The sequence below is a fragment of the Corynebacterium kozikiae genome, assembly GCF_024580965.1.
GTDB classification, from domain to species: Bacteria; Actinomycetota; Actinomycetes; order Mycobacteriales; family Mycobacteriaceae; genus Corynebacterium; species Corynebacterium kozikiae.
Genome location: NZ_JANIKJ010000025.1, coordinates 1 through 22,510, shown reverse-complemented (window position 1 = coordinate 22,510; position 22,510 = coordinate 1). Strand labels below are relative to the sequence as shown.

Genomic DNA, 22,510 nt, shown 5'->3' with positions numbered 1-22,510 from the left:
TCACCCGTTCGCCACTCGAGTACCCAAAGCAAGCTTTAGGCCTTTCCGTTCGACTTGCATGTGTTAAGCACGCCGCCAGCGTTCGTCCTGAGCCAGGATCAAACTCTCCACAAAAAACAAGAAAAAACAAATTCCCTTGCTTCAACATTGCTGGAAAGCCCAACAACTGGCAAAAAATAAAAGCGTGTGAGGCTCCGACGAGGAACAACCCCACACACAAAAACAGTTTTTAGCTATAAGTATTTTCACAAGCAAGCCACACTTGCCCGGTCAACACCACAACACAAAACCAAAAAAACAAAGTACAAAAATATTTTAAGTACATTGGCACACTATTGAGTTCTCAAACAACCACCACACACCCCAGCAACCAACCCACAAAAAGGGGAAAGCCACCGAAAGCGGTGAAAAAGGTGTTTGCCAACCGCATGTTTTCCTCCCGCCAACACTCCACCAAACACAAAGGTGAAGGGGCGCTGTCGGTCGCGGCGACCCACATAAAGTTACACACAACCAACCAACAACACAAACCCCCAGGCCACAGGCCTAAAATTGATGAACTTTAGGTGGCTTTTAGCAATCGGTTGCAACAATCACCGCGCAGAACCCACAACACCTTCTTTACCTTCTTTGCTGCTTCCGGCATTTGCGTTCATTCCGAGGAGCTCGTTGAGGCCCACCGCTTGGTTGATGGCCTGGCCCCAGTAACGGAACAAGGCAAATAGCAGCAGTGCAATCACAACTGCACCGATACCGATGTGGAGTTTGTTGTCTGTCATTTGAGTAAGCGCAAGCACACCAGCAGGAAGCAGAATTATTACTGCTACCTGCACCATGTTATGCGCCACCTGGAGCACCAATTGCCACGGCACACTCAACGCCGCCACCGCGAGGGCAAAACCGTAGAGGGAGAAGAAGGTGCCCGCCATTGGCCACACGCCGATGGTGACTATAAGTGCCACGATTGGGATTACAGCCACCGCCATTGCTACGGCCTGGCGCAGCCAGAAGACGGGGGGAAGTTTGGCGCCGCGCACGTCGTTTTGCACTGGCGGCTGGACGGCGGCCCCGATTGCAGCGGTGACCAGTAGGATCACCAAGACCGTTGCTTGCGGGCTGTTGGTGGGCCGGTATCCGAGGAGGATGCTGACGTTGATGAGCGCCATGAGGATGCTGAGCGAGATCACTTGCATGATCCAGCCTTGGAGGAGTGGGCGTGTGATGATGTCGTATGCGCTCAACTTGCCGCCGTGCGGGGCTTGGCTTCGGATTTTGCTTTGGGTGGTTCGGGAACGAGCTGCAGCGCTTGGCACGGCCGCGGGCGGGCGTTGGTTGAGGCGCCAGATACGCCACGCCACTACAGCGACAGCGAGGAACATGAGGGCGGCGGTTGTGAGGGCGTCGCCTTTGGGGAGGTAAATTGCGGCGGCACCGAGGAAGAGCAGCAGATAGGTGAATAGGAGGAGCTGTTCGTCGGTACGAGCGAATTCGGGCCCGTAGTTGTGGCGCGCGTACGTTACGGGGTTTGTGCGGATGAGCAGCAGGGGAGCGGCCGCCAGGAGGAGCAGGAGCGCGGCTTGGGGCGCGTCATATTTGAGTACGGCCGCGTAGAGGCCCACAAAGAGCAGAGCAAGGAACCAGTGGGGGCGAAGCGCGAGTTGTGCGAATCGTTGAAGGGCGGTCATTGTGAGCTCCAAAGATGTGGTCTGCCTGCGGTAATGCATTTCAGTGTAGCTGCGGCCTCGTACCTTTGACGCCAAGGCACGCGCAGATCTCGGCGGGTTGCGCGCCCGCACGAGGCGGGCTCATTGTGGGCCTACATATATAGCCCCCGGCTTTCACAGACTTTGTCGAGGAGCAGGTGGAGCTCATCGCGGGGGATTTGCAGGCGCATCGCTTCATCGACGAGCGGCGCCAGGTAGCTGGCAGCAAACCCGGAGTGACGTCGGTTGGCGATGAGCTCCGTCGCTTCTTCCGTGACAAACATGCCCAGGCCACGGCGCTTTTCCAGGATGCCGGCGTCTACCAGCAAGCTGAGCCCTTTTCGGGCGGTGGCTGGGTTGATCGAGTGGAAGTCGGCGAGCTCATTGGTGGAAGGGGCGCGAGCACCGGGGCCGAGCACGCCGTCAATGATGGAATCCTCCACCAACGAGGCCACTTGCCGAAACAGTGGGGCAGCGGTCTCATCCATAAAGCCTCCTCAAAGACATCACAGAAAACTTCAAACCCAAAGCCTCACAGCGCCACATCACACCAGCATGGATGGGCCCTGCAGCATCAAACAAGCCAAGCCCGTTTGGGACGTTGTGGACTTTTGGGGGTAAGGGTGTTCGTTACTCAACTAATCAACTACACTAGCAGAGGCAGCCCCAACCGCCAAGGGTTTCCAAAAATTGAGACCCAAGGAGGGGCATTGACCAGGGAATACCGAAAAAATATCGACTCTCAGGCCAAAATGGGGCAAAGTGATAAGCAGTGACTTCGGTCAGTTACTGAGAAATTGAGCAAATTAGCAATGATTAACGAACGGAAACTTCAGGAGCCATGCTTGAGCGCACACAAATCTTTGTGGACACCTCCTACTTGTTGGCAAGTTTTTACAATTCTTGGGAAATAGGAGCACGAGCACAGTTAGAAATTGACCTGCCAGAGGTGGTGTCCACCCTCGGGCAGATGGTTCAACAACATCTTCACCAGCCGGTTCATCGCCAGTTTTGGTATGACGGCATTCCAGAATCTGGCCCGCACCGCTATCAGCGTGCCCTGCGCACCTGCGATGGTGTGCAGCTTCGCGCTGGCCAACTCATTGAGTGGGGGGAGCGCCGCACCCAAAAGGCAGTAGATACCCGCCTGGTAGCAGATCTTGTGCTTGCCGGTGTACGGCGCGATACCACGGACATCGTGCTGGTCAGCGGCGATGCCGACATGATTCCGGGTGTCCAGGAAGCCGTGAATCACGGCGTGCGGGTGCACCTCTACGGCTTTGGCTGGGATTCCATGTCTTCAGCCCTGCGCCACGCGTGTGATTCCACCACCATCCTGGATCCTCGCGAGGACTTTGCAGACTGCATGCAACTCGAAATCCTGGAAGGCCCGCTACCGCCGGTGGTCCACCAGCGCGAGGAGCACGACGAAGACCCAAGCCCAAGCCCAAATTCAGATGCCACTTCTGAGGATGCAGCGTCCGGAGATGGAGCCAGGGAAGGGGAGCTTCACGACGCCCCCAGCGCCGCAGATCTCCCGGAGACTCCCTTGGGGGCTGCGGATCAAGGGGAAACTATTGAAGCGGAATTGGTGGAGGCGCACAACGCGGAAACCCCAACTACCAGTCCCTCCGTCAATCCCTCCGTCGCGAAAGCTGGAATGTCGGGAGACTCCGGAACGTCCGGAACGTCCGGAATGTCCGGAATATCCGGACATTCCGGGCGGCCTGTTCCGGCTCCAGCTTCTACACCAGCACCAGCACCTGAACCTGGGCAAGAAGAGGCAGCGCCTCAATCTGAGACGCAAACCGTGCGGGTGACCTCCAGGGTTGAGGAATCGGTAGAGGTCACGGTTACCAAAACCACCGGTCAATCTGATGAAGCGACGCAAGCCGCACCTACGGGCGCGAGCGCTGCCACTTCTCCGGGGAACATGCCGACGCCGGGCAGCGTCGCAAAGGCAACCCCCAACCCTTCCATGATGGCTCCCCGGCGCAAGCTGCGTTCGCGCTATGTGCCGCTGCCAAATGAAGTGTGGTCCTCCGCCGGCTACCAATCACCGTTTGACGTGGGCCAACAGTACGCGATTTGGTGGTACGAGAACGCCGCCACCCCCGAACAACGCGACTCCGCACATCTGCTCTCCGGCGGCGGCCTACCGCCAGAGATCGACAGACCATTGCTGCAATTCGCCTGCGAGACGCTGCACGAGTACACGCTCACGGAAAGCCAGCGCGTGGCGCTGCGCGACGGATTCCACTCCGGCATCCGCGGCGTCCTCGTGAACAACCAACGCGGCTAGATATCACAAAACCCCCAAAACCTGCAGCTAAGAGGTCTTGGGGGTTCTTTCTGGCGCAACCGGTTAGTTCTTGGACTGCTCGTTGGAAGCGGAAGTGGAGTCGGTTTCGGCATCCCCGGCATCCCCGGTATCCCCGGCATTCTCGGCGGCGTCCTCCAGCGCCTTCTGCGCGGAACCGCCACCCGCAGCGAGTTGGGCGCGGATCTCGTCGAGCTTCGCGGCAGCGCGGGTGTCAGTGCTTACGGCCTCGATCTCGTGGATTCGCTCGCCCATGGTGTGATGCATCAGTTCCTGCTGGCCAAGCGCGTTGGCGTAGCGGCGCTCAATCTTCTCGCGCACAGCGTCAAGGGTGGGAACGCTCGGGTCAGTCTGCACGCCAGCCATCTGCTCCACCGCCTGGGTGGTGGCTTCCTGCATCCCGGTTTGCTGCACCTGGGTACGGAGCTCGTCGATTTGCGCAAGCTGCTCAGCGAGCTTCGCCTCAGACTGCTTCACCTGGGAAGTTGCCTGTTCAGAAGCGGTAACTGCCTGGGCGTGCAGAGCCTTGGTTTCCTCAATTTGGGTTTCCACGCTCACCAACTGGGTTGCGTAGAGCTCCGCGGCGCCGTTGAACTGCTGCGCCTTCTCTGGAGAATCGGCGGAGTCAGCGGCCTGCAGCGCACTGCGCGCATTCCCCGCCAATTTCTCCTGCTCGGCGAGCAGACGGTTGAGCTTCATCTCAAGCTGATTGCGGTTGCCAATCACCTGCGCGGCTTGGCGAGCAATCGCCTCGTGCTGCTGCTTGGCCGCCTCGGTGGCTTGGTGGATTTGCACCATTGGGTCGGCGTTTTCGTCGATCTTCTGGTCCAGGGAGGCAGTCAGGTACTTCCAGCCCTTGGAAAATGGGTTAGCCATAGTAATCCTTTAGCTTTTGCACGGTTTGCCCCCAGCATACGGAAAAACCGTGCGCAAACTGAATAAATGCACACGGTTTCTCTCACTGGGGGCACCTTGGGCGGTAGCTGACCGCACCAAGCACAAGCGCCTTGTGAGACTTAAGCCTCGGCGCTACCGCCGTTAGCCTCGGCTACCTGGCGGCGGACGTCGTCCATGTCCAAGCCCTTGACCTGGGTAATCAGATCTTCAAGGGCGGCTGGTGGGAGGGCGCCGGCCTCGCGGTAAACCATGATGCCGTCACGGAACACCATCAGGGTGGGGATGGACTGGATCTGCAGTGCGGCGGAAAGGCCCTCATTGGCCTCGGTGTCCAGCTTTGCAAACACGGCGTCCTGGTGGTTGTCCGACGCCTTCTCAAAGGTCGGGGCGAATGCGCGGCAAGGCCCGCACCAGGATGCCCAAGCGTCTACCAAAACGATGCCGTCTTGCGTCACGGTCTGCTCGAAGGTGTCTTCAGTCACATCAATGGTTGCCATGAAATATCTCCTCTAAAACGGTTGCTAGGTGTAATAGCTGTCTAATGGGTGCCAACAGGCATTCACCCCAGCATATTCCCAAAACCACAATCGCGCCCGCGAGCTTAGGAGAACTTCACCATGACCAAGAACTATCAGGTTTCCGGCATGACCTGCGAACACTGCGCCCAATCCGTCACCGAAGAAATCTCCCAAATCCCCGGCGCGCAAGGCGTTGAAGTAGACCTCGCATCCGGCCGGGTCACGGTCACGGGGGAGGATTTTTCCGACGCCGACATCACCGCCGCAGTAGAAGAAGCCGGTTACAGCGTGGTGGCGCCCGAATAGGCACCACCCCTACGGCGAGCCGCTATCCGCGCGGCATGTCTTTGAAGCGCGAGAAGTGCAGTTGGTGAGCAACGCGGATCGTGTCAATTGGGCCGCCGCGGTGCTTGGCCAAGATGATGTCTGCTTCACCCAAACGCTCTGAGTCCTTGTCCTGGGAGTCTGGGCGGTAGAGGAGCATTACCATGTCCGCATCCTGCTCCAGGGAGCCGGATTCGCGGAGGTCGGCAAGCTGGGGGCGCTTGTCGGTGCGGGATTCGGGGCCACGGTTGAGCTGGGAGATGGCGATCAGTGGCACGTTGAGTTCTTTGGCCAACAGTTTGAGTTGGCGGGAGAACTCGGAAACTTCCTGTTGGCGGGATTCCACTTGGCGCCCGGAGCTCATAAGCTGGAGGTAGTCCACCACGATCATTTGTAGGTCGTGTTTTTGCTTGAGCTTGCGCGCCTTGGAGCGAATTTCCATCATGGTGAGGTTGGCAGAGTCGTCAATGAAGATAGGGGAGTTTTCAATTTCCACCACCCTGGAAACCAGCTTCTGCCAGCCTTGATCGTTGAGCTTGCCGGAGCGCATCTCTGAAAGCAGCACCTCCGCCTCCGCGGAGAGCAAGCGCATGATAATTTCCGACTTGCTCATTTCCAAGGAGAAGATCACGGAGGCTTTGCCGTGCTTGATGGAGCAGGAGCGCACAAAGTCCAGCGCCAAGGTTGATTTACCCACGCCGGGGCGCGCAGCGACAATGATCATCTGGCCGCCGTGCAGGCCATTGGTGAGGTCGTCCAAGTCAGCAAAACCCGTGGGCACACCCTGCGCAAGGCCACCGGCCTGCGCAATCTGGTCCAACTCCTCCATGGTGGGCTGCAGGGCGTCGGCAAGCACCGCGTAGTCCTCGCTGGTGTTCTTCTTGGCAATGTTGAACACTTCCTGCTGAGCGCGGTCGATCACCGACTCCACCTCAGCGCCCTCCGAACCTTCATACCCCAGTTGCACCACGCGGGTGCCGGCGTTCACTAACTGGCGCAGCAGGGCCTTTTCCGCCACGATCTCCGCGTAGTAGCGGGCGTTCGCCGCGGTGGGCACGCCAGAGATGAGGTCGTGGAGGTAGGGCGCGCCACCAGCGCGTTCCAGCTCATTGTTGCGGTCCAAGCGGCCAGCAACAATAACCGAGTCAATCTCTTTGCCGTCAGAGAACAACCCCAGGATGGCGTTGTAGATGAGCTGGTGGGCAGGGCGGTAAAAGTCCTCCGGGCTGAGCAGCTCCACGATCTCTACCACTGTGTTGGAGCTGAGCAGCATTGCACCGAGCACGCCTTGTTCAGCCTTGGTGTCATGCGGAGGTTGGCGGAACTCGCTGGTGGGGAACTCCTGCTTAGCGCGCCCACGCCTGGAACCCCCACCTCCACCAGACGGCGACGCGGGAAGGTCCCCGTAATCGGGTGCCGGCGCGTCCGCGTCGGTAGGCGGGACGTAGGCGTCATCAAAGCTCGGCGTGCTCATTGAGTCCTTCCTTGGAGGTTTGCCCAGTCAGTATAGCCTTTTAGGAGGCCTCGCTTTGGGCCTGCGCAAGCTCGATGGCGTCCGCCGCGCGGATCAACGCAAGGTGGCTGAAGGCTTGGGGGAAGTTGCCGGCGAGGCGCTGAGAGGCGGGGTCGTATTCCTCACTGAGCAGGCCCAGCTCGTTGGCGTAGCCCACCAGTTGCTCCATACGCTGCTTCGCCTCTTCCAGGCGGCCGGAGGCGGCGTACTGCTCGATGAGCCAGAAGGTGCAGATGAGGAAGGGGTATTCGTCGCCGGCGAGGCCGTCTACGCCGTGCTCGGTGCGGTAGCGGTACACCAGGCCGTGCTCGTCCATGAGGTCGCGCTCAATCTGCGCCACGGTGCCCAGCATCTTGGGGTCGGTGGCCTCGATGAACCCCGTGTGCGGCAGTTGCAGCAGGGAAGCGTCCACCTCTGTGGAGCCATATGCCTGGGTGAAGCTGCCGAGCTGCTCATTGAAGCCCTTGTGCAGGATTTCCTCGCGGAGCATGTCACGGTGGTAGCGCCAGGACTCCACATCACCCTCCAGGCCGTGCTGTTCCACGGCGCGGATGCCCTCGTTGAACGCGGCCCACATCATCACGCGCCCGTGGGTGAAGTAGTGGAGATCGCCGCGCATTTCCCAAATGCCGTGGTCTTTGCGGTGGATGTTGGCAACGGTGTAGTCCAGCAAGGTGCGCTGCAGGCCCCAGGAGAACTCGTCCTCGGCCAGGCCAGCGTCGCGCAACTTAGCCAGCGCAAGCATCACCTCACCCACCACGTCTGCCTGGTATTGGCTGGCCGCACCGTTGCCAATGCGCACGGGCCGCGAGCCCTCATAGCCCATGAGGTGGCCAAGCTCTTGCTCAGGGAGCTCACGTTCACCGCCAAGACCGTACATAATCTGCAGGTTTTCCGGATCCCCCGCAACGGCGCGCAGGAGCCAGTCCCGCCAGGCGAGGGCGCCGTCGGCAAAGCCATGCCCGGCCATCACTTCCACGGTGAGTGCTGCGTCGCGCAACCAGGTGTAGCGGTAGTCCCAGTTGCGCACGCCGCCGAAGTCCTCCGGCAGACTCGCGGTAGGTGCGGCCACGATTCCGCCGGTGTCCGAGTGTGTGAGCGCCCGCAGCACCAGCAGGGAGCGCGTGACCTGCTGCGCCCAGGGGCTTGCCACCTCAAGGTTTGCCAGCCAGTCGCACCAGAAGGCCTCAGTCTCTGCCTCTGCGGCGTTGGCGTCTGCCGGTTGGGGAGTGGGCTGCCAAGAGGGGAACCAAGTGAGCTGCCAGTCCAAGCGCTCACCCTTGCGCAGCACGAAGTCACCCACCAAGCGCGGCACCACGGCATTTGGCGCCTGCTCGGGAATTTCCTGCTCGGGCTCCTGGGTGTCATACAACATCGGGCCACTGAGTAGGAGGCCGTCGGGGCCCGCAGTACACAGCAGGGCTGGTTCGCCGGTGTGCGGAAGGGTGGTTTGGCGGAACCAGGGCAGGGCACGCGCGTAGTTGAAGCGGACCCGCATGTCATGCGAGACCACCACCTCGCCCTCCAGGCATTCCACCCGGCGCACAAGGTCAGCCTGCACCGTAGACGGCGGCAGAAAATCCGTGACCTTAGCCCTGCCCGAGGGGCTCTCCCAGATGGTCTCCAGGATGAAGGTCTTTGGCCGGTAACGACGCTCCACCACGGCAGCACCACGGATAAACAGCTTCCAGCGGCCGTCGTCAGGCGTGCCCAGGATGGAGGTGAAGATAGCGGGGGAGTCGAAGCGCGGCAGGCACAGCCAATCCACGCTGCCGTCTCTGCTTACCAGCGGACCCGTTTGCAAATCCGAAAGCAGCGCGTATTCCTCCAACGGCACCGAGCGATGCCGCGCCGCCTGCACTTGGGCCTGGTTCTGTTGCATTTGGTTTTCCATAGGTTCCTTTTTACATGCACCCCCAGACACGCACGGATTCTCTGGCGAATTTGCTGAGGGGCGGCGCGGCTTGGTGAGCGGCTTGGCGGTGGGGGGATCGGCGCGGTACCCCTTAATCTCACATTGAGATTTTGCGAGTTTTCCACAGGGGTTGTGGAAAATGTGTGAGGATCGCTGGTGAAAACTCACAAGGGCTGTGGATAAAGTGCGGATTAACTCGAGAAAAATGCAGTTCAGCGCCTGTTTTCAACTGTGCAATTTGATCGTGAACAGGGCCTGAACTGGGCATTTGACAGCGCGAAAATCGTTGTTCAAGCAGGGAAATTCCACTACCTGCACGTTTGTTTTCCACAGGGCACCCCGAGTGCCAGGAGGGGTGATTTTCAAACGGACATTCCGGCCACAGCGGGTCCAGGCGGGGCCATCGCCGGCGCGCGGATCACCCCTTACGGAGCAACTTCCGACGCCCCCGCCTCCCACAAACAGCCCGGTGCCCACCAAAGCCAAACGGCCCCGCACCTCCACGAGGAGGCAGCGGGGCCGCTTGGTTGCTGTTGTCGTTGGGCCCGCCATTTATCGGTGGGCCGTCGTTTCTGTGTGCCGCTTAGGCGGAAACGACCTCAAAGTTTACGGTTGCTGCAACGGTATCGTGCAGCTTCACGTTTGCAGAGTAAGAACCAAGAGCCTGTACCAGGTTCTTCTTCAGCTCAATGTTGCGCTTGTCCAGAGATGGGCCGCCAGCGTTCTTGACTGCTGCTGCAAGGTCATCGGCAGAAACGGAGCCGAAGATCTTGCCCTTCTCAGAGGTGCGCACGGCGATGGAAACACCTTCCAGTGCCTCGAGCTGTGCCTTAACTTCCTTCGCGTGGTCCAGGTCGCGGATTGCGCGAGCTTCCTGTGCACGCTTGATGCCCTCGATCTGCTTCTCTGCGCCGCGGGTGGCGACGATGGCCAGGCCGCGAGGAAGCAGGAGGTTACGTCCGTAGCCGTCCTTGACCTCAACGATGTCGCCTGCGACACCGAGGTTGTCAACGTCGGCGGTGAGGATCAGCTTCATGATCCCTGCCTTTCGTGGTGTGGTACCGGGAACGGAGTTCATGCCCCGGCAAAGAATGAAAAGTGATTGCTTCTACTGCAGTTGCGGTAGTGGGTGTGATCAGAACGGAGGTTCTTCATCAGCGCCACTGAACCCGCCTGCTGGGGGAGCGCTGTTCCACGGATCATTTGCAGGTGCCTGCTGGCCTGCGCCGCCACCAAAACCGGAACCGGAATTGGAGTTAGGGGCGCCGCCACCGAAGCCGCCCTGCGAACCACCAAAGCCACCCTGAGGCCCACCTTGGGAGCCGCCGCCAAAGCCGCCCTGCTGCTGACCGCCGCCGAAGCCACCCTCGCGGGCGTTGCGGTTCACCGTTGCGGATGCGTAACGCAGGGATGGGCCGACCTCTTCGACCTCAATCTCCATGACGCTGCGCTTTTCACCTTCACGGGTTTCATAGCTGCGTTGACGCAGGCGGCCGGTCACGATGACGCGCATGCCCTTAGTGAGGGATTCCGCGACGTTCTCGGCTGCCTGACGCCAAATGTTGCACTGCAGGAACATTGCTTCGCCGTCAACCCACTGGTTCGTCTGAGAGTCAAAACGCCTTGGGGTTGAGGCAATGCGGAAGTTGGCAACTGCTGCACCACTTGGGGTGAAGCGGAGTTCTGGGTCAGCAACAACGTTGCCTACCACAGTGATGTTCACATCTCCTTGTGCCATGGTGTGCCTTTCTGGGCTGGTGCGAAGTTTCGCGGTGATTCAATCCGGGGAATCGGCAATACCTTGTGCGGTATTACTTGTCGTCGCGCAGAACCTTGGTACGCAGAACGCCGTCGTTCAGGTTCAACACGCGGTCGAGCTCGAGAACGGTTGCGGACTCGCAGTTGAGGTTCACTACAGCGTAGATGCCCTCTTCCTTCTTGTTGATTGGGTATGCGAGCTGGCGCTTGCCCCAAATATCAACCTTTTCCACGGTGCCGTTTTCCTTGCGGACAATTTCCAGGAACTTGTCCAGGGACGGGGCAACGGTGCGTTCATCCTGGGAAGGATCCAGAATGATCATAACTTCGTAGTGACGCACGGACCTCATCACCTCCTATGGTCTTGTAATGATTTCGTATTCGGCCATACCCCTGCTGGATATGGCAGGAGGATCGTTGCGTCAGCAACCGTTCCAAGATACCCCATCGCCTGCGAAAAGTCGATTCCCCCGCCAACGCAAAAGAATTACAGCGGTGTGATTCCGGCTGCGTTCCGACGCCCCCGATTTGCCCTTAAGCCGCAACGAACACCGCAAGCACGGTTGGGATAACCGTGACGGTGATGAGCGCACCGATCCCCAGACCCCAGGTGAGCGCGGCCGGTTTGCCGTAGCTGAAGCTGGCAAAGGCGCCCGCAATCATGAGGAAACCCACGGCCACGGACGCCATTACTACGATCATTACGCTAGACACATCTGAAGATTCTAGCGGCTCACTGGTTCCAGAACTGCACTCTCGCCATTCCCGAGCCATTCCCGGTTGTGGTTTTTGCGTTGGTCGATAGCCCAAGGTAGATAGCTCGAGGCGTTGGTCGAAAGGGCGGGCCTTTTTCGGAAAATTGAGGTGATATCGACTTCTATCTATCGACCAACGCGCCAGCACCCCCGCCGAAACCAAGCCTGAAGAAAGAGCAGCGCTACCCAATCGGCACTGTGACCCCCGGCAGGATCTCAATGTATTCGGGTTCTGGCGCTGCCGGCACTACGGGCACCTCAACCGCCGGTGCGGCAGGAACCTCTGGGACTACTTCTGCCGGCGCGTTTTGCTCCGTGGCGGTGTTGCCGGAAGTGCCCCAGCTATTGCCGCGCCCGGAGCCGCTCCATGGTGACCAGGATGGGGTGTATTGGTAGTTGCTGGACTCGTAACCAAGGGGTTCAGCGGGGGTGAAGGTTTGGAATTCCTGGCCTTCCAGGGAAGCGTCCAGGATGGATTTCCACAGGGTGGCGGGTAGGCCAGCGCCGTACATGGAGCCGCCCCAGGAGTTCAGCAACGCTGTGTTGTCACTGGTGCCGGCCCACACTGCAGTTGCCAGTTGTGGGGTAGCGCCAACCATCCAGGCGTCACGGTTCATGCCGGTGTCACCGAGCTGCACCGTACCGGTCTTCGATGCGGAGACGCGGCCACCGGCCAGGGTATTGCCACCGGACCAGGCGGCGATTGGCATCATGGCGTCAATGGTGTTGGCGGCCACGTTCACGGAGACGCGGCGCTCGCCCTCACTTGGCTGGTGCTCGTAGAGGGTTTCGCCGGAGGCAGTTTGCACGCGCTCCACAAAGTAGGTTTCATGCCACACGCCGTCATTGGCAAGGGTTGCCACTGCGTGAGCCATGTCGATTGGGCGGGAGTTGTACTGGCCCAACACAATGCCCTCGTATGGCTGCGCGCCGCCTTCCGTCAACGTCTGCGCCTCACCGGGGATGGAGCGTGCAATGCCCAGTGCATGTGCCATATCCGCGGTGTCCTGGGTGCCGTTTTCCAGGTCTTCCTGCACGCGCAGGAAGGTGGGGTTGTAGGACTTCATGAGGGCTTCCTTCATGCTGCAGGTGCCACAGGAGGCGCCATTGACGCTTTCCACGTACTCGCCGTTGGAGAGCTGGAAAGGCTCTGAGGAGTAGTACGCGGAGGTTGGGATGCCCTGCTGGAGGGCGGCTGCCACGGCGAAGATCTTGAAGGTGGAGCCGGTGGGGATGCCGGCATTGGCGTAGTCGTAACCCGCTGCGTCCGCGCCGCCGTAGTAGCCGCGCACCGCACCGGTGTTGGGGTCCACGGTCACGGCTGCTACACGCACGTTTTCTTGCTGCTGCGGCATCTGGGCGTCCACGGCATCCACGGTGGCGTTTTGCACCTTGGTGTCAATGGTGGTGGTGATGCGCAGGCCAAGGGTCTGCAAATCTTCTTCTGTAATGCCAAGGGTGCCGAGCTCCGCGATCACCTGGTTCTTAATCAGGCCGTTAGGCCCGGTGGCCTCGGTGTATGCACTGTAGAGGGCTGGGTCTTGGACCTCCGGGTAAACCTGGGCTGCGCGCTCCTCCTCCGTAAGAGCGCCGATGGAGACCATGCCGTCGAGCACATAGTTCCAGCGGTCCTCAGCCTCGGCGCGGTTGGTCCAGGGGTCCAACTGAGAGGGGCGCTGGATGGATGCAGCCAGCACAGCGGATTGTGCGGCATTGAGCTCGCTGGCCCCGATGCCAAAGTAGGCGCGGGCGGCAGCGTCAATGCCATAAGCGTTACGGCCAAAGTAGATGGTGTTGAGGTAAGACTCCAGCACGGTGTCTTTATCCCACTCATTGGCCATCTTCACGGAGTAGACCAGCTCCTTGGCCTTGCGGATGTAGCTGTAGTCATTACCCACCAGCATGTTCTTCACATATTGCTGGGTGATGGTGGAGCCACCACCGGCGGAGGTGTTGCCGGTGATCTGACCGATCGCCGCGCGAGCAAAGCCGGTGAAGGAGAAACCGTTGTTTTCATAAAACTCGCGGTCCTCCGCGGCAAGCACCGCATTGCGGGTCACCTCCGGCACGGTTTCCAACGGCACTTCCACACGGTTGCCCTCGGCGGGAACTACGCGGGCCAGCTCCGTGGTGCCGTCGGAAGCGAAGATCTGAGAGACCTGCTTGGACACGAGTTCCCCCGGGCGGGGCACGTCCACCACGATGTAGGCCACCATGAACGCCACCAGAGGTGCGGCGATCACTGCGGCCAGGGTGCCCCAAATGGTGGGCTTGACCCAGCTTTTCTCACCTTCCGCCTTCTTCAACCTGCGCGCCCCACCGCTGCGGGTGGTGCCTTTGGCCGAAGAGGCAGAGGTGCTGTTGGTGGAGTGTTCGGCGGAGTGGTCTGCCACGGTGTTTGTTCCTCACGCTGCATACAATGAAGTGGCCTGCGCATACGCTGCTGGTATGGCAGGCGCGGCGCGGCCGTAGGTGTGTAACTACTTTACCTCATTATTCAGGCTTTTCATCAGGGCCTACGCTGCGGGCTACCAAGATGTGATTCCACCGGCACGCTGGGCAAACTTCCACCGTGTGCACCTCAAAGTGTGCGCCCGCATCCGCCATGCGCAGAATCTCCTCATGGGTGCGCGCGGTGTTGGAGGCGCGCCCCAGTTCCTCCCCGTGGACCCAGAGCACTTCTTTGAGTTCATCCGAGGCGCACACAGGGCATGTTCTTCCCGCCTGCGTGCCATGGAACTGCGCGGCTGTGGAAAGGAGAAATGAGGCGTCGCAAAGCTCCTCTTGCCTGCGGGCGCCTGCCTTGAGTCCGCGTAGCGCCTGGGCACGTTGGAGCATGTGGGAGACCGGGGTGGAAAATGTTGCCATCACCGCGAGTGTAATCGGAACTCCAACAGTCTCGCGGTTGGGCAGGAGTGCCAATTTTTAGTAACTCACCTCTGCTCTTGCTTATAGTGGTAGGCATGAGTATCACTCCCCAGCAGCAGGAAAAACAGCCTTCTCAGGCTGCGTTGGACTGGGCGCGGGCAATCCGCCCCGCAATGACCCGCCTTTACGTGCTGTATTTCCGCCTGGCGGAGCAGTCTGATCTCACTGGGCCGCAGCTCAGCCTGCTTTCTCGCCTAGAGAACCAGGGTGCCACCCGCATTAATCAGCTCGCTGCCGCTGAGGGAATCCGTATGCCTACCGCATCGAATTTGCTGCACACTTTGGAGGAGCGGGGTTTAGTGGAGCGCGTGCGTGACCCGAAGGATCGCCGGGGCGTCCAGGTTCGCGTGACTCAGAAGGGCTCCGAGGAGCTGGAGCGGGTAGGGGAGGAGCGCATCCACTACCTGGCGCAACTCTTGGACGCCATGCCAGAGGAGTTCGCGGATGACCTGCCGCGGATCACCCAAGCGATTCAGGCGTTGGGCGATGCCTACGCCGAGGGCTTGGAGTAGCACTGTTCATGAGTGAAAAGCCGCTTCGACTCCTCGTTGCGTGGAGCCCAACGGCGCCCGGCCCCGAGGCCCTGGAATGTGCAGCGTGGCTGGCGCGCACCACTGACGTGCGCGTTCGCTGCATCACCACCTTACTGCGCCCCTGGCCATCCACCTCCATTGCCAAGTTGGGCAGTAAATACAAAAAGTGGATCAAAAAGGAGCAGGCCGCCTACGAGCACGCCGCAACTCGCGCGCTCGAGGAAGCAGGCATTGGCTCGGGGGCACGGGACAAGAAGGTAGCGGTGCTTTCCGACGGCACCAATGAGGCAGCAATGCTCAGCGAGGCTGCAGCCGAATTTGGTGCAGACATGATCATCATGGGGGCCGCCGCCACCGCGCCGAAAGGCAAATTTATGGCGGGCACAACTGCCGACGCCATGCTGCACGGATCACCGCGCCCCCTCGCCCTCGCGCCGCGCGCCCCAAGGCTCTCGAAACGTGGCGTGACCAGGGTGAATTTTGCCTACATTGGCCAGGAGACGGACCCTGCTGCGCTGCTGCGCGCCGCCCGGTTGGCTACCCGGTGGAATGTGGGTTTGCGTATCCTTGCAATTTCGCCAAATGGATTTGGCGTACCCCCGATTTCGGATAGTTTGAAGCTCCCAGTGGACTTCACGCATGAGTGGCGGGAAAATGCACTAGCGGCCCTTGATCGTGCACGCGATGAAGTGGCAAAGGCCTTCCCCGAACTTGGGCTGGAAACAGACCTGGGCTCCGGCACGGGGTGGGCGGGCGCACTCGATGCCGTCCGGTGGAAGAAAGGGGACCTGCTGTGTTTAGGTTCCGCACCGCTGGGCGCCTTTGAGCGCGTGTTCGTGGGTTCCCAAACCACGGAAATTCTCAAGCACGTCCAAGTGCCAGTGCTGATGATTCCCAACGGGGGCCAAGGCCGCTGACAAGGGCTCTCCCACACATGGGTTTGCCTGGCTCAATCTACGCAGACAAACCCATGAATGGAGGACCCCATGGAGGAACCCCGCATTGCAGTAGTCACCGGCGCTAGTGGGGGCGTTGGTTTGGCAACCACGCAGTTGCTCGCCGCGGTGGGCTACACCGTGTACGCCCAGTACCGCACGGAACCTGGTGAGGTGCCATTGGGTGAGGTGAATTGGTGGCAGGCAGACTTCACGGAGGAGGGCTTTGCGTACCCGCCGGACCTTGGCCATGTTGATGTGTTGGTGCACTGCGCAGGCATGTGTGAGCTCGGCGCCACCGCAGACATTGAGCCGCAGGCGTGGCGGGATCACTTTGAACTGAACGTGGTTGCCCCCGCAACGCTCACCAATGCGCTGCTTCCGGCTCTGCGCGCGGCCCAGGGCATGGTGATTTATGTGAACTCCGGTGCGGGGCAGCGCACCCACGCCGGTTGGGGCGCGTACTCAGCCAGCAAGTTTGCCGCCCGAGCTTGGGCGGATGCGCTGCGCCAGGAGGAGAAGGAGCTGCGGGTGAGCAGCATCTACCCTGGACGTATTGCCACCGTGATGCAGGAGGAGATTCGTAAGCAGGAGGGCGGGGAGTATGATCCAAGCCAGTACCTGCGTGCTGAGACGGTGGCGAGCCACATTCTTGGCATCATCTCTACGGCTTCGGATGCGGTGGTTGAGGATCTTTCCATCCGCCCCAACGCTTAACCTTTGAAGGAGGGCGCATGGCGCTTGGCCGCTCGCACAGCGAACACCCCGAAAATGATTTGCGTGCAGACGCCGACTCCGCCAACCTCCCCCGCCCGTTTCCGCGGGACTTCGACGAGCTTGCCGACGCCCCCGACCCCCTCGAGGAGGCACGCCGCAACCAGGCCTCAACCCGCCAGGCAATCTGGTGGGCTGCCGGCACGATCCTTGGCACTTTTGTGGTGGCGTTCCTGTTGGCCATCCCGGCTCGCCTTGCAGGTGGTGAGCTGTGCGAGGCCGGAACCGCCACCTGGATCTGTTCCCGCACAGCGGAAATCTGGTGGCCACTTGCCACCTCTGTAGTTCCCGTGGGTGGCGTGATCGGCTGCGCAATCATGCTGTACCGCAAATACATCAACTACACCCGGTGGCGGCCTTGGATGGGCGCCTTCTGGATTCTGGTGCCCTGGTCCATGCTGTGGATGACCACCGTGGGGCAGATGCTCATTGTGGGGCACTAAAGGGGAGGGGTGGCATTAAGGGGGAGTTCCTAGCGCCCCAAGCTACTTCGCGGCATTGTTGTTACTGCTATTGCCTTTGCAGTTCCTCTTTCCGTCGCTTTGTGCGCAGGAGGCAACCCCGCCGGCTTGTAGTTCGCCCCGGCGAAGTTTGGCCCTGAGGCAGACGCCGCCGCGTTTCGCGGCGAGGATTTCTCCGGCGTGGATTTTGACGCCACCGACCGCGCATGGGCGGTGAACAATGACAATCCACACCTCTTCTTGGTGCACCGACAGTACTTGGTGTACCGACAGTGGAGTGAGGTCTGTTGGTGAGGGATGCCACCTACGAAGAGAACTCCGATGTCCATGTCTCGTTGTGTCATCGGCGCGTGGGTTATGGTCATTAGTACCCAGGCGACAGGAGTACACCCCACATGTATCAACTCTTCGTTGACGAGTCCTATCAGAAAGATCACTATTACGTGGCGGGCGTCCTAGTTGACGAAAAACAATGTGAGACCCTGCTGACCAGGCTCGATGTGCTTGCCGATGGTCTGCGAGAGCGGAACGGTTGGCTTACTTCGCCCGAATTCCATGGCCATGCCCTGATGAATGGGCTGGACGACTGGAAGAGCCTCAATGGCAATTTTGGTGCGCGTGTGTCCATCTATCAAAAGGTATTGCACGCTATACAGAACTCGGGTGCCAGGGTTTACCTTGAAGGCGTTGATGTTAATCGGCTCAATGCACGCTACAAGTACCCGGATAGTCCTCACGAGGTGGCGCTGCGTCATACGCTCGAGCGTGTCAATGAGTATTGCGCACTCAAAGGGAAGATGCGCAAGGTCATCGCCGACATGGTGCCGCAACAAGACGACTTTAACGAGGCAATTCAAAGATTTACCCGAGTTGGCACCCCGGGCAATCGTAGCCAAAAGCTACTTTGCATTGACGGCGACATTCAGTTTGTTGACTCTAGGGAAAGTAGGGGCGTGCAGGCGGCAGACATGTGTGCCTACGTGCTACGCCGCCACCGAGAAGAAACGTACGCTAGTAAGCCGATACGTAGAACCACCACGCGACTCAGAAATGCGCTCGGCCCTGCCCTCGTGCATGAGCGGAAGTGGCTTCCTTAATCAAGAAAAAGCTCTGGAGCCCACGCGGCTCCAGGCGACAACGCTCCGGTATCCGGCTCGTCGTGGCCTCAATCTTACCCTTTTGGCGCTTTTGGTCAAGATATTTCACCGTTCAACTTGCGCCACCTACCCGCATCTCCTCCCCAGTGGGCACGGTGGCTTCCATGAATTACGTTGCCCCCAACCACTGCGTGGCCTGCGACGATGCGTGCGAGGGCATCTCCCAAAGCCCCGCCAACCAGCCCCCGCCAAGCGCCCAAGCGCCCAAGCGCGAGCCAGCACAGGCCAGCTACAAATTAGCCAGCAAGCGCTGCTTGGCGGGCTACTTCTTTACAATCTTCCCGCCCGCAGTTGCGGGTTTCCACGTTCTCGTAGCAGCTTGGGCACATGAGGACCAGCTCACGGCAGTTGTCCTCATTGATGCAGTGCTCAAACTTGTTGGTGGCCGCACCGCATTGCACGCAGTGGCCGAGTTGGATGAAGCCTGGGTCTTCCACGCCAGCGCCGAACTCCATGTGCATGCGCTTGTCAAAGACGTACAGGGAGCCTTCCCAGAGGCCGTCATTGCCGTACTTTTCGCCGTAGCGCACAATGCCACCATCAATTTGGTAGACCTCTTTGAAGCCGCGGTTCTTCATGAGGGAGGAAAGGATCTCGCAGCGGATGCCCCCTGTGCAGTAGGAGATCACCGGCTTGTCCTTCATCCAGTCATATTTGCCGGATTCCAGTTCACGGATGAAATCGTGGGTGGTGTTCACGTCTGGCACAACGGCATTTTTAAACTTGCCGATTTGCGCCTCCATTGCGTTGCGCCCGTCGAAGAACACCACTTCATCGCCGCGTTCCTCCACCAGCTTGTTTACTTCCTCCGGCTTGAGGTGTACGCCGCCGCCAACAACGCCACGCTCATCCACCTTCAGCTCCCCTGGTGCGCCAAAGGCCACGATCTCATCGCGAACCTTCACGCTGAGCTTGGGGAAATCCTCCGCCCCGCCTTCGGACCACTTAAACTCGGTGCCGCGGAACCCTGGGTATTCGCGGAACTTCCGCACATACGCCTTGCACGCATCCATCGGCCCGCCCACGGTTCCATTGATGCCGTGCTCAGAGATGAGGATGCGGCCTTTCAGCCCGAGCAGCTCACACAGCTCCCGCTGCCACAGCATCAGCGCCTTGGGGTCAGCGATAGGGGTGAACTTGTAATACAAGAGGATTTTGCTTTGTGCCACGGGGAATCATTCTACTCTCCTCACGCTTACCGACGCCCCCACGGCAAACAGGACGCCGGTCACAGTGGGCGGTGCGGTTGCAGGGAAGCTGGTACCGCTTTTGCTATCCAACATCTGGCTGGTTGCCAGGGTTTTCGCAGCCTTCTCGGGGGCTGCTCATACGCAGGCGAAATAGCGTGTTGCGAATGACATCCTTCATCCAAATGCTCACCGACGTCCAGGCCCTCATCGGTGCGTATGGCCTGATCGGTTTGGCTCTTGTAGTTTTTGCCGAGACCGGGCTCCTGATCGGCTTTTTCCTCCCAGGGGATTCCCTCCTGTTTGCAGCAGGCATGCTTTCAGCAAGCACGCAACCATTTGCGCCCTTATGGGCGGTGATGTTCACGGTGGGTGTTGCGGCGTTTGTTGGCGACCAAACCGGCTACATCATTGGCCGCAAGTTCGGGCCTTTGGCGTTGCAGGGTTGGGCAGGCCGCAAGATTGGCCCGGAGCGCATCGCCCGTGCAGAAGAGTTTTTTGCTACTCGTGGCACCATCGCAGTGTTCCTGGGTCGCTTCATTCCGGTAATCCGCACGGTGGTGCCGGTGCTCGCCGGCGTGAACAAGATGGATCACCGCAAGTTTGTGTTCATCAACGCGGTGGGCGCCCTGGTGTGGGGCTGTGGTGTGCCGGTGGTGGGCTACTTGCTCGGTGAGGTCCCCTTTGTGCAGCACAACTTTGAGGTAATTGTGTTGAGCATTGTCGCGGTGTCTGTGCTCCCACTGGTTGTGGAGTTTTTCAAGGGCCGCAAGGCGCGCCCGGCAGCCACTGCACCAGCCTTGGCCACTGAATAAGTTTGTTGTTCTTCCTCGCTGCCAACTTTTGGTTGGCGGCTTTTGTATATACAAGTGCGCCGAGTGCAGCCACGTTGTGTGGCCGTACTCGGCGCGTGTCCCTTGTCACCCAAAAGTGTGTGAGCTGCGAGGGGGAGCGGTAAAGCTCACCGCCTCCGCTCAACGTTGTGAGGCCTCAGCGGATCTTGTGCAGCGACCCATCGCTGTACCCGATCCACTGAGTCTCTGGCTTTTACAGGTGGAGTGTTTCATCCACCTGATTGTTGGTGCTTAGCTTTCCTTGCGGCGGCGGGTCACCAACAGCAACGCACCAGCAGCAGAAGCAAGCAGCGCAGCGGCAAGAGCAGCTACCACACCAGACACACCGGTGTTCGCCAACGCACCACGCACACCCTTAGCAGGCTGAGCAGACTGCGCGGACTGACCAGGCTGCACACCCTTAGAAGGCTGCTGACCCTGCTCACCCTGAGTGCCCTGGTTGTTCTGGTTGCCCTGGTTACCCTGGTTGCTCTGGTTTGCACCAGCAGAACCATTGGAAGAACCGTTGGAAGAACCATTGCTGGAACCATTCGAGGAACCATTAGCCAGACCACCGATGATCGCACCACCGATAATCCACGGCAACAAACCACCACCGTTAGAGGAACCACCATTGTTGGAACCACCATCACCAGGGGTAGAAGGCGTGTTGTTCGCAGAATCAGACACAGTCACCGTAAACGTCTCAGTGTCCTTCGAACCATCAGGATAGGTCACCTCAACAGTCACCGTGGTCTTATCACCAGGCTTCGCACCTTCAGGAGGCGTCACCGTGATAGAACCATCAGGATTCACCGTAGTGGTCCAACCCTTATCAGACTCCGCAGTCACGGTAGCATCAGCTGGCAACGCATCACCATCATTTGGAACAGTCACAGACTCACCAGGCTTGACCTCAGAGTTGTTCCAATCCGGAGTGGTGGAATTCGCATCAGTGTCACCCACAGTCACCGTGAAGGTCTCAGTATCGGTGGAACCATCAGGGTCAGGGTAGGTCACCTCAACAGTCACCGTGGTCTTATCGCCAGGCTTCGCATCCGCAGGAGGCGTCACCGTCACAGTGCCGGTATTTGGATCAACCTCAGCAGTCCAACCAGGCTGATCAGGCGTTGCGGTTACGGTAGAACCATCAGGCAGCTCATCACCAGTGTTCGGCACCTCAACAGGGGTATCTGGCTTGGTCTCAGTGCTATCCCAGTTCGGAGTGGTGTTCGTGGCATCATCACCAGCACCGGTTGGATCCCCAACCGTCACAGTGAAGTCCTCAGTCTCCTTCGAACCATCAGGGTAGGTCACCTCAACAGTCACCGTGGTCTTATCACCAACGCTGGCATCCGCAGGAGGCGTCACCGTCACAGAACCATCTGGGTTCACCGTCACATCCCACGTCGGATCCTCAGGAGTAGCAACCACATCGGAACCATCAGGCAACTCATCACCAGTGTTCGGAACAGTTACCGGCTCACCAGGATCGGTCACCTTGTTATCCCAATCCGGGGTGTAGACATCCTTATCAGAAGGATCCACCGTCACAGTGAAGGTCTCAGTGTCCTTAGAACCATCAGGGTAAGTCACCTCAACAGTCACCGTGGTCTTATCACCAACGCTGGCATCCGCAGGAGGGGTCACCGTGATGGAACCATCTGGATTCACCTTGACATCCCACGCTGGATCCCCAGGAGTAGCAACAACATCAGAACCATCTGGCAATGCTTCACCAGTATTTGGAACAGTTACCGGCTCACCAGGCTTGGTAGAAGAATTATCCCAGGTAGGAGTGATGTCATCCGCCTGAGTACCAGTGGAAGTCGACGGAGTTCCATCCGGCTTGGAGTTTGGATCCTTCGGGTTAGTACCCTCCTTCTTCTCATCCTCGTCGGTGAAACCATCACCATCGTCGTCCTCATCGGTGACATCAGGGGTTTTATCGCCATCGGTGTCCAACTGGAACGGAGCGGTCGTAGAATCCGTAGAACCA

21 protein-coding genes, 1 rRNA gene and 2 pseudogenes are annotated in these 22,510 nt (G+C 59.6%); 9 read left to right on the top strand and 15 right to left on the bottom strand.

What is annotated here, in order from left to right:
- From NQ018_RS10510 to NQ018_RS10500, 3 genes are all read right to left on the bottom strand, one after another.
- Positions 1 to 114 (bottom strand): 16S ribosomal RNA (locus tag NQ018_RS10510); the annotation flags it as partial.
- A 479-nt stretch (positions 115 to 593) separates the two neighbouring features.
- Complete coding sequence (locus NQ018_RS10505) at positions 594 to 1,685, bottom strand: hypothetical protein (protein WP_257060864.1); 1,092 nt, start codon at positions 1,683 to 1,685, stop codon at positions 594 to 596.
- Positions 1,686 to 1,816: 131 nt separating this feature from the next.
- The gene (locus NQ018_RS10500) at positions 1,817 to 2,191 is read right to left on the bottom strand and encodes a GntR family transcriptional regulator (RefSeq protein WP_257060862.1); all 375 of its coding nucleotides are present in this window, start codon (positions 2,189 to 2,191) and stop codon (positions 1,817 to 1,819) included.
- Positions 2,192 to 2,544: 353 nt separating this feature from the next.
- Between NQ018_RS10500 and NQ018_RS11665 the strand changes: the two are divergent.
- Positions 2,545 to 3,115: pseudogene (locus NQ018_RS11665) on the top strand (NYN domain-containing protein); the annotation flags it as partial.
- 551 nt (positions 3,116 to 3,666) lie between these two features.
- Positions 3,667 to 4,005 (top strand): annotated as a pseudogene (locus tag NQ018_RS11660) (NYN domain-containing protein); the annotation flags it as partial.
- Between the two features lie 63 nt (positions 4,006 to 4,068).
- Here the strand turns inward: NQ018_RS11660 and NQ018_RS10490 are convergent.
- Together NQ018_RS10490 and trxA are read right to left on the bottom strand one after the other, a co-directional pair.
- Positions 4,069 to 4,899: a PspA/IM30 family protein gene (locus tag NQ018_RS10490; RefSeq protein ID WP_257060858.1), complete on the bottom strand. Its 831-nt coding sequence runs from the start codon at positions 4,897 to 4,899 to the stop codon at positions 4,069 to 4,071.
- Positions 4,900 to 5,039: 140 nt separating this feature from the next.
- On the bottom strand, positions 5,040 to 5,417 hold the full coding sequence (gene trxA, locus NQ018_RS10485) for a thioredoxin (RefSeq protein ID WP_257039211.1): 378 nt from the start codon (positions 5,415 to 5,417) through the stop codon (positions 5,040 to 5,042).
- 120 nt (positions 5,418 to 5,537) lie between these two features.
- Between trxA and NQ018_RS10480 the strand changes: the two genes are divergently transcribed.
- Positions 5,538 to 5,744 carry a heavy-metal-associated domain-containing protein gene (locus NQ018_RS10480; RefSeq protein WP_257060856.1) on the top strand — a complete coding sequence of 69 codons (207 nt, stop codon included), beginning with the start codon at positions 5,538 to 5,540 and terminating at the stop codon, positions 5,742 to 5,744.
- Positions 5,745 to 5,766: 22 nt separating this feature from the next.
- Here the strand turns inward: NQ018_RS10480 and dnaB are convergent, their stop codons facing one another.
- From dnaB to NQ018_RS10440, 8 genes are all read right to left on the bottom strand, one after another.
- Complete coding sequence (gene dnaB, locus NQ018_RS10475; protein WP_257039213.1) at positions 5,767 to 7,236, bottom strand: replicative DNA helicase; 1,470 nt, start codon at positions 7,234 to 7,236, stop codon at positions 5,767 to 5,769.
- A gap of 40 nt (positions 7,237 to 7,276) precedes the next feature.
- Positions 7,277 to 9,157 carry a glycoside hydrolase family 15 protein gene (locus tag NQ018_RS10470; RefSeq protein WP_257060855.1) on the bottom strand — a complete coding sequence of 627 codons (1,881 nt, stop codon included), beginning with the start codon at positions 9,155 to 9,157 and terminating at the stop codon, positions 7,277 to 7,279.
- 616 nt (positions 9,158 to 9,773) lie between these two features.
- Positions 9,774 to 10,226: a 50S ribosomal protein L9 gene (gene rplI / locus NQ018_RS10465; protein ID WP_257060853.1), complete on the bottom strand. Its 453-nt coding sequence runs from the start codon at positions 10,224 to 10,226 to the stop codon at positions 9,774 to 9,776.
- A gap of 99 nt (positions 10,227 to 10,325) precedes the next feature.
- Entirely contained in the window at positions 10,326 to 10,928 is a 603-nt protein-coding gene (locus NQ018_RS10460) for a single-stranded DNA-binding protein (protein ID WP_257060851.1), read from the bottom strand.
- A gap of 73 nt (positions 10,929 to 11,001) precedes the next feature.
- Positions 11,002 to 11,289 carry a 30S ribosomal protein S6 gene (rpsF, locus tag NQ018_RS10455; RefSeq protein ID WP_257039218.1) on the bottom strand — a complete coding sequence of 96 codons (288 nt, stop codon included), beginning with the start codon at positions 11,287 to 11,289 and terminating at the stop codon, positions 11,002 to 11,004.
- 193 nt (positions 11,290 to 11,482) lie between these two features.
- On the bottom strand, positions 11,483 to 11,662 hold the full coding sequence (locus NQ018_RS10450) for a hypothetical protein (RefSeq protein WP_257060868.1): 180 nt from the start codon (positions 11,660 to 11,662) through the stop codon (positions 11,483 to 11,485).
- Between the two features lie 223 nt (positions 11,663 to 11,885).
- Entirely contained in the window at positions 11,886 to 14,096 is a 2,211-nt protein-coding gene (locus tag NQ018_RS10445) for a transglycosylase domain-containing protein (protein WP_444861405.1), read from the bottom strand.
- 100 nt (positions 14,097 to 14,196) lie between these two features.
- Complete coding sequence (locus NQ018_RS10440) at positions 14,197 to 14,571, bottom strand: DUF5318 family protein (protein WP_257060849.1); 375 nt, start codon at positions 14,569 to 14,571, stop codon at positions 14,197 to 14,199.
- 95 nt (positions 14,572 to 14,666) lie between these two features.
- Between NQ018_RS10440 and NQ018_RS10435 the strand changes: the two genes are divergently transcribed.
- The 5 genes from NQ018_RS10435 to NQ018_RS10415 all read left to right on the top strand — a co-directional run bounded on the left by NQ018_RS10435 (position 14,667) and on the right by NQ018_RS10415 (position 18,431).
- Positions 14,667 to 15,143: a MarR family winged helix-turn-helix transcriptional regulator gene (locus NQ018_RS10435; protein ID WP_373566940.1), complete on the top strand. Its 477-nt coding sequence runs from the start codon at positions 14,667 to 14,669 to the stop codon at positions 15,141 to 15,143.
- Positions 15,144 to 15,151: 8 nt separating this feature from the next.
- The gene (locus NQ018_RS10430; protein ID WP_257060848.1) at positions 15,152 to 16,081 is read left to right on the top strand and encodes a universal stress protein; all 930 of its coding nucleotides are present in this window, start codon (positions 15,152 to 15,154) and stop codon (positions 16,079 to 16,081) included.
- Between the two features lie 69 nt (positions 16,082 to 16,150).
- Positions 16,151 to 16,816 carry an SDR family oxidoreductase gene (locus tag NQ018_RS10425; protein WP_257060847.1) on the top strand — a complete coding sequence of 222 codons (666 nt, stop codon included), beginning with the start codon at positions 16,151 to 16,153 and terminating at the stop codon, positions 16,814 to 16,816.
- Positions 16,817 to 16,833: 17 nt separating this feature from the next.
- Complete coding sequence (locus tag NQ018_RS10420; protein WP_257060846.1) at positions 16,834 to 17,316, top strand: hypothetical protein; 483 nt, start codon at positions 16,834 to 16,836, stop codon at positions 17,314 to 17,316.
- Positions 17,317 to 17,729: 413 nt separating this feature from the next.
- Positions 17,730 to 18,431 (top strand): DUF3800 domain-containing protein, encoded by a 702-nt coding sequence (locus NQ018_RS10415; protein ID WP_257060844.1) that lies wholly within the window; start codon positions 17,730 to 17,732, stop codon positions 18,429 to 18,431.
- 296 nt (positions 18,432 to 18,727) lie between these two features.
- Here the strand turns inward: NQ018_RS10415 and trhO are convergent, their stop codons facing one another.
- Positions 18,728 to 19,660 (bottom strand): oxygen-dependent tRNA uridine(34) hydroxylase TrhO, encoded by a 933-nt coding sequence (gene trhO, locus NQ018_RS10410; RefSeq protein ID WP_257038657.1) that lies wholly within the window; start codon positions 19,658 to 19,660, stop codon positions 18,728 to 18,730.
- 185 nt (positions 19,661 to 19,845) lie between these two features.
- Between trhO and NQ018_RS10405 the strand changes: the two genes are divergently transcribed.
- Positions 19,846 to 20,493, top strand: coding sequence for a DedA family protein (locus tag NQ018_RS10405; RefSeq protein WP_257060843.1), 648 nt, complete (start codon positions 19,846 to 19,848; stop codon positions 20,491 to 20,493).
- A 270-nt stretch (positions 20,494 to 20,763) separates the two neighbouring features.
- Here the strand turns inward: NQ018_RS10405 and NQ018_RS10400 are convergent.
- Positions 20,764 to 22,510 (bottom strand): Rib/alpha-like domain-containing protein (locus tag NQ018_RS10400; RefSeq protein ID WP_257060841.1); only part of this gene is annotated, 1,747 nt, incomplete at its 5' end.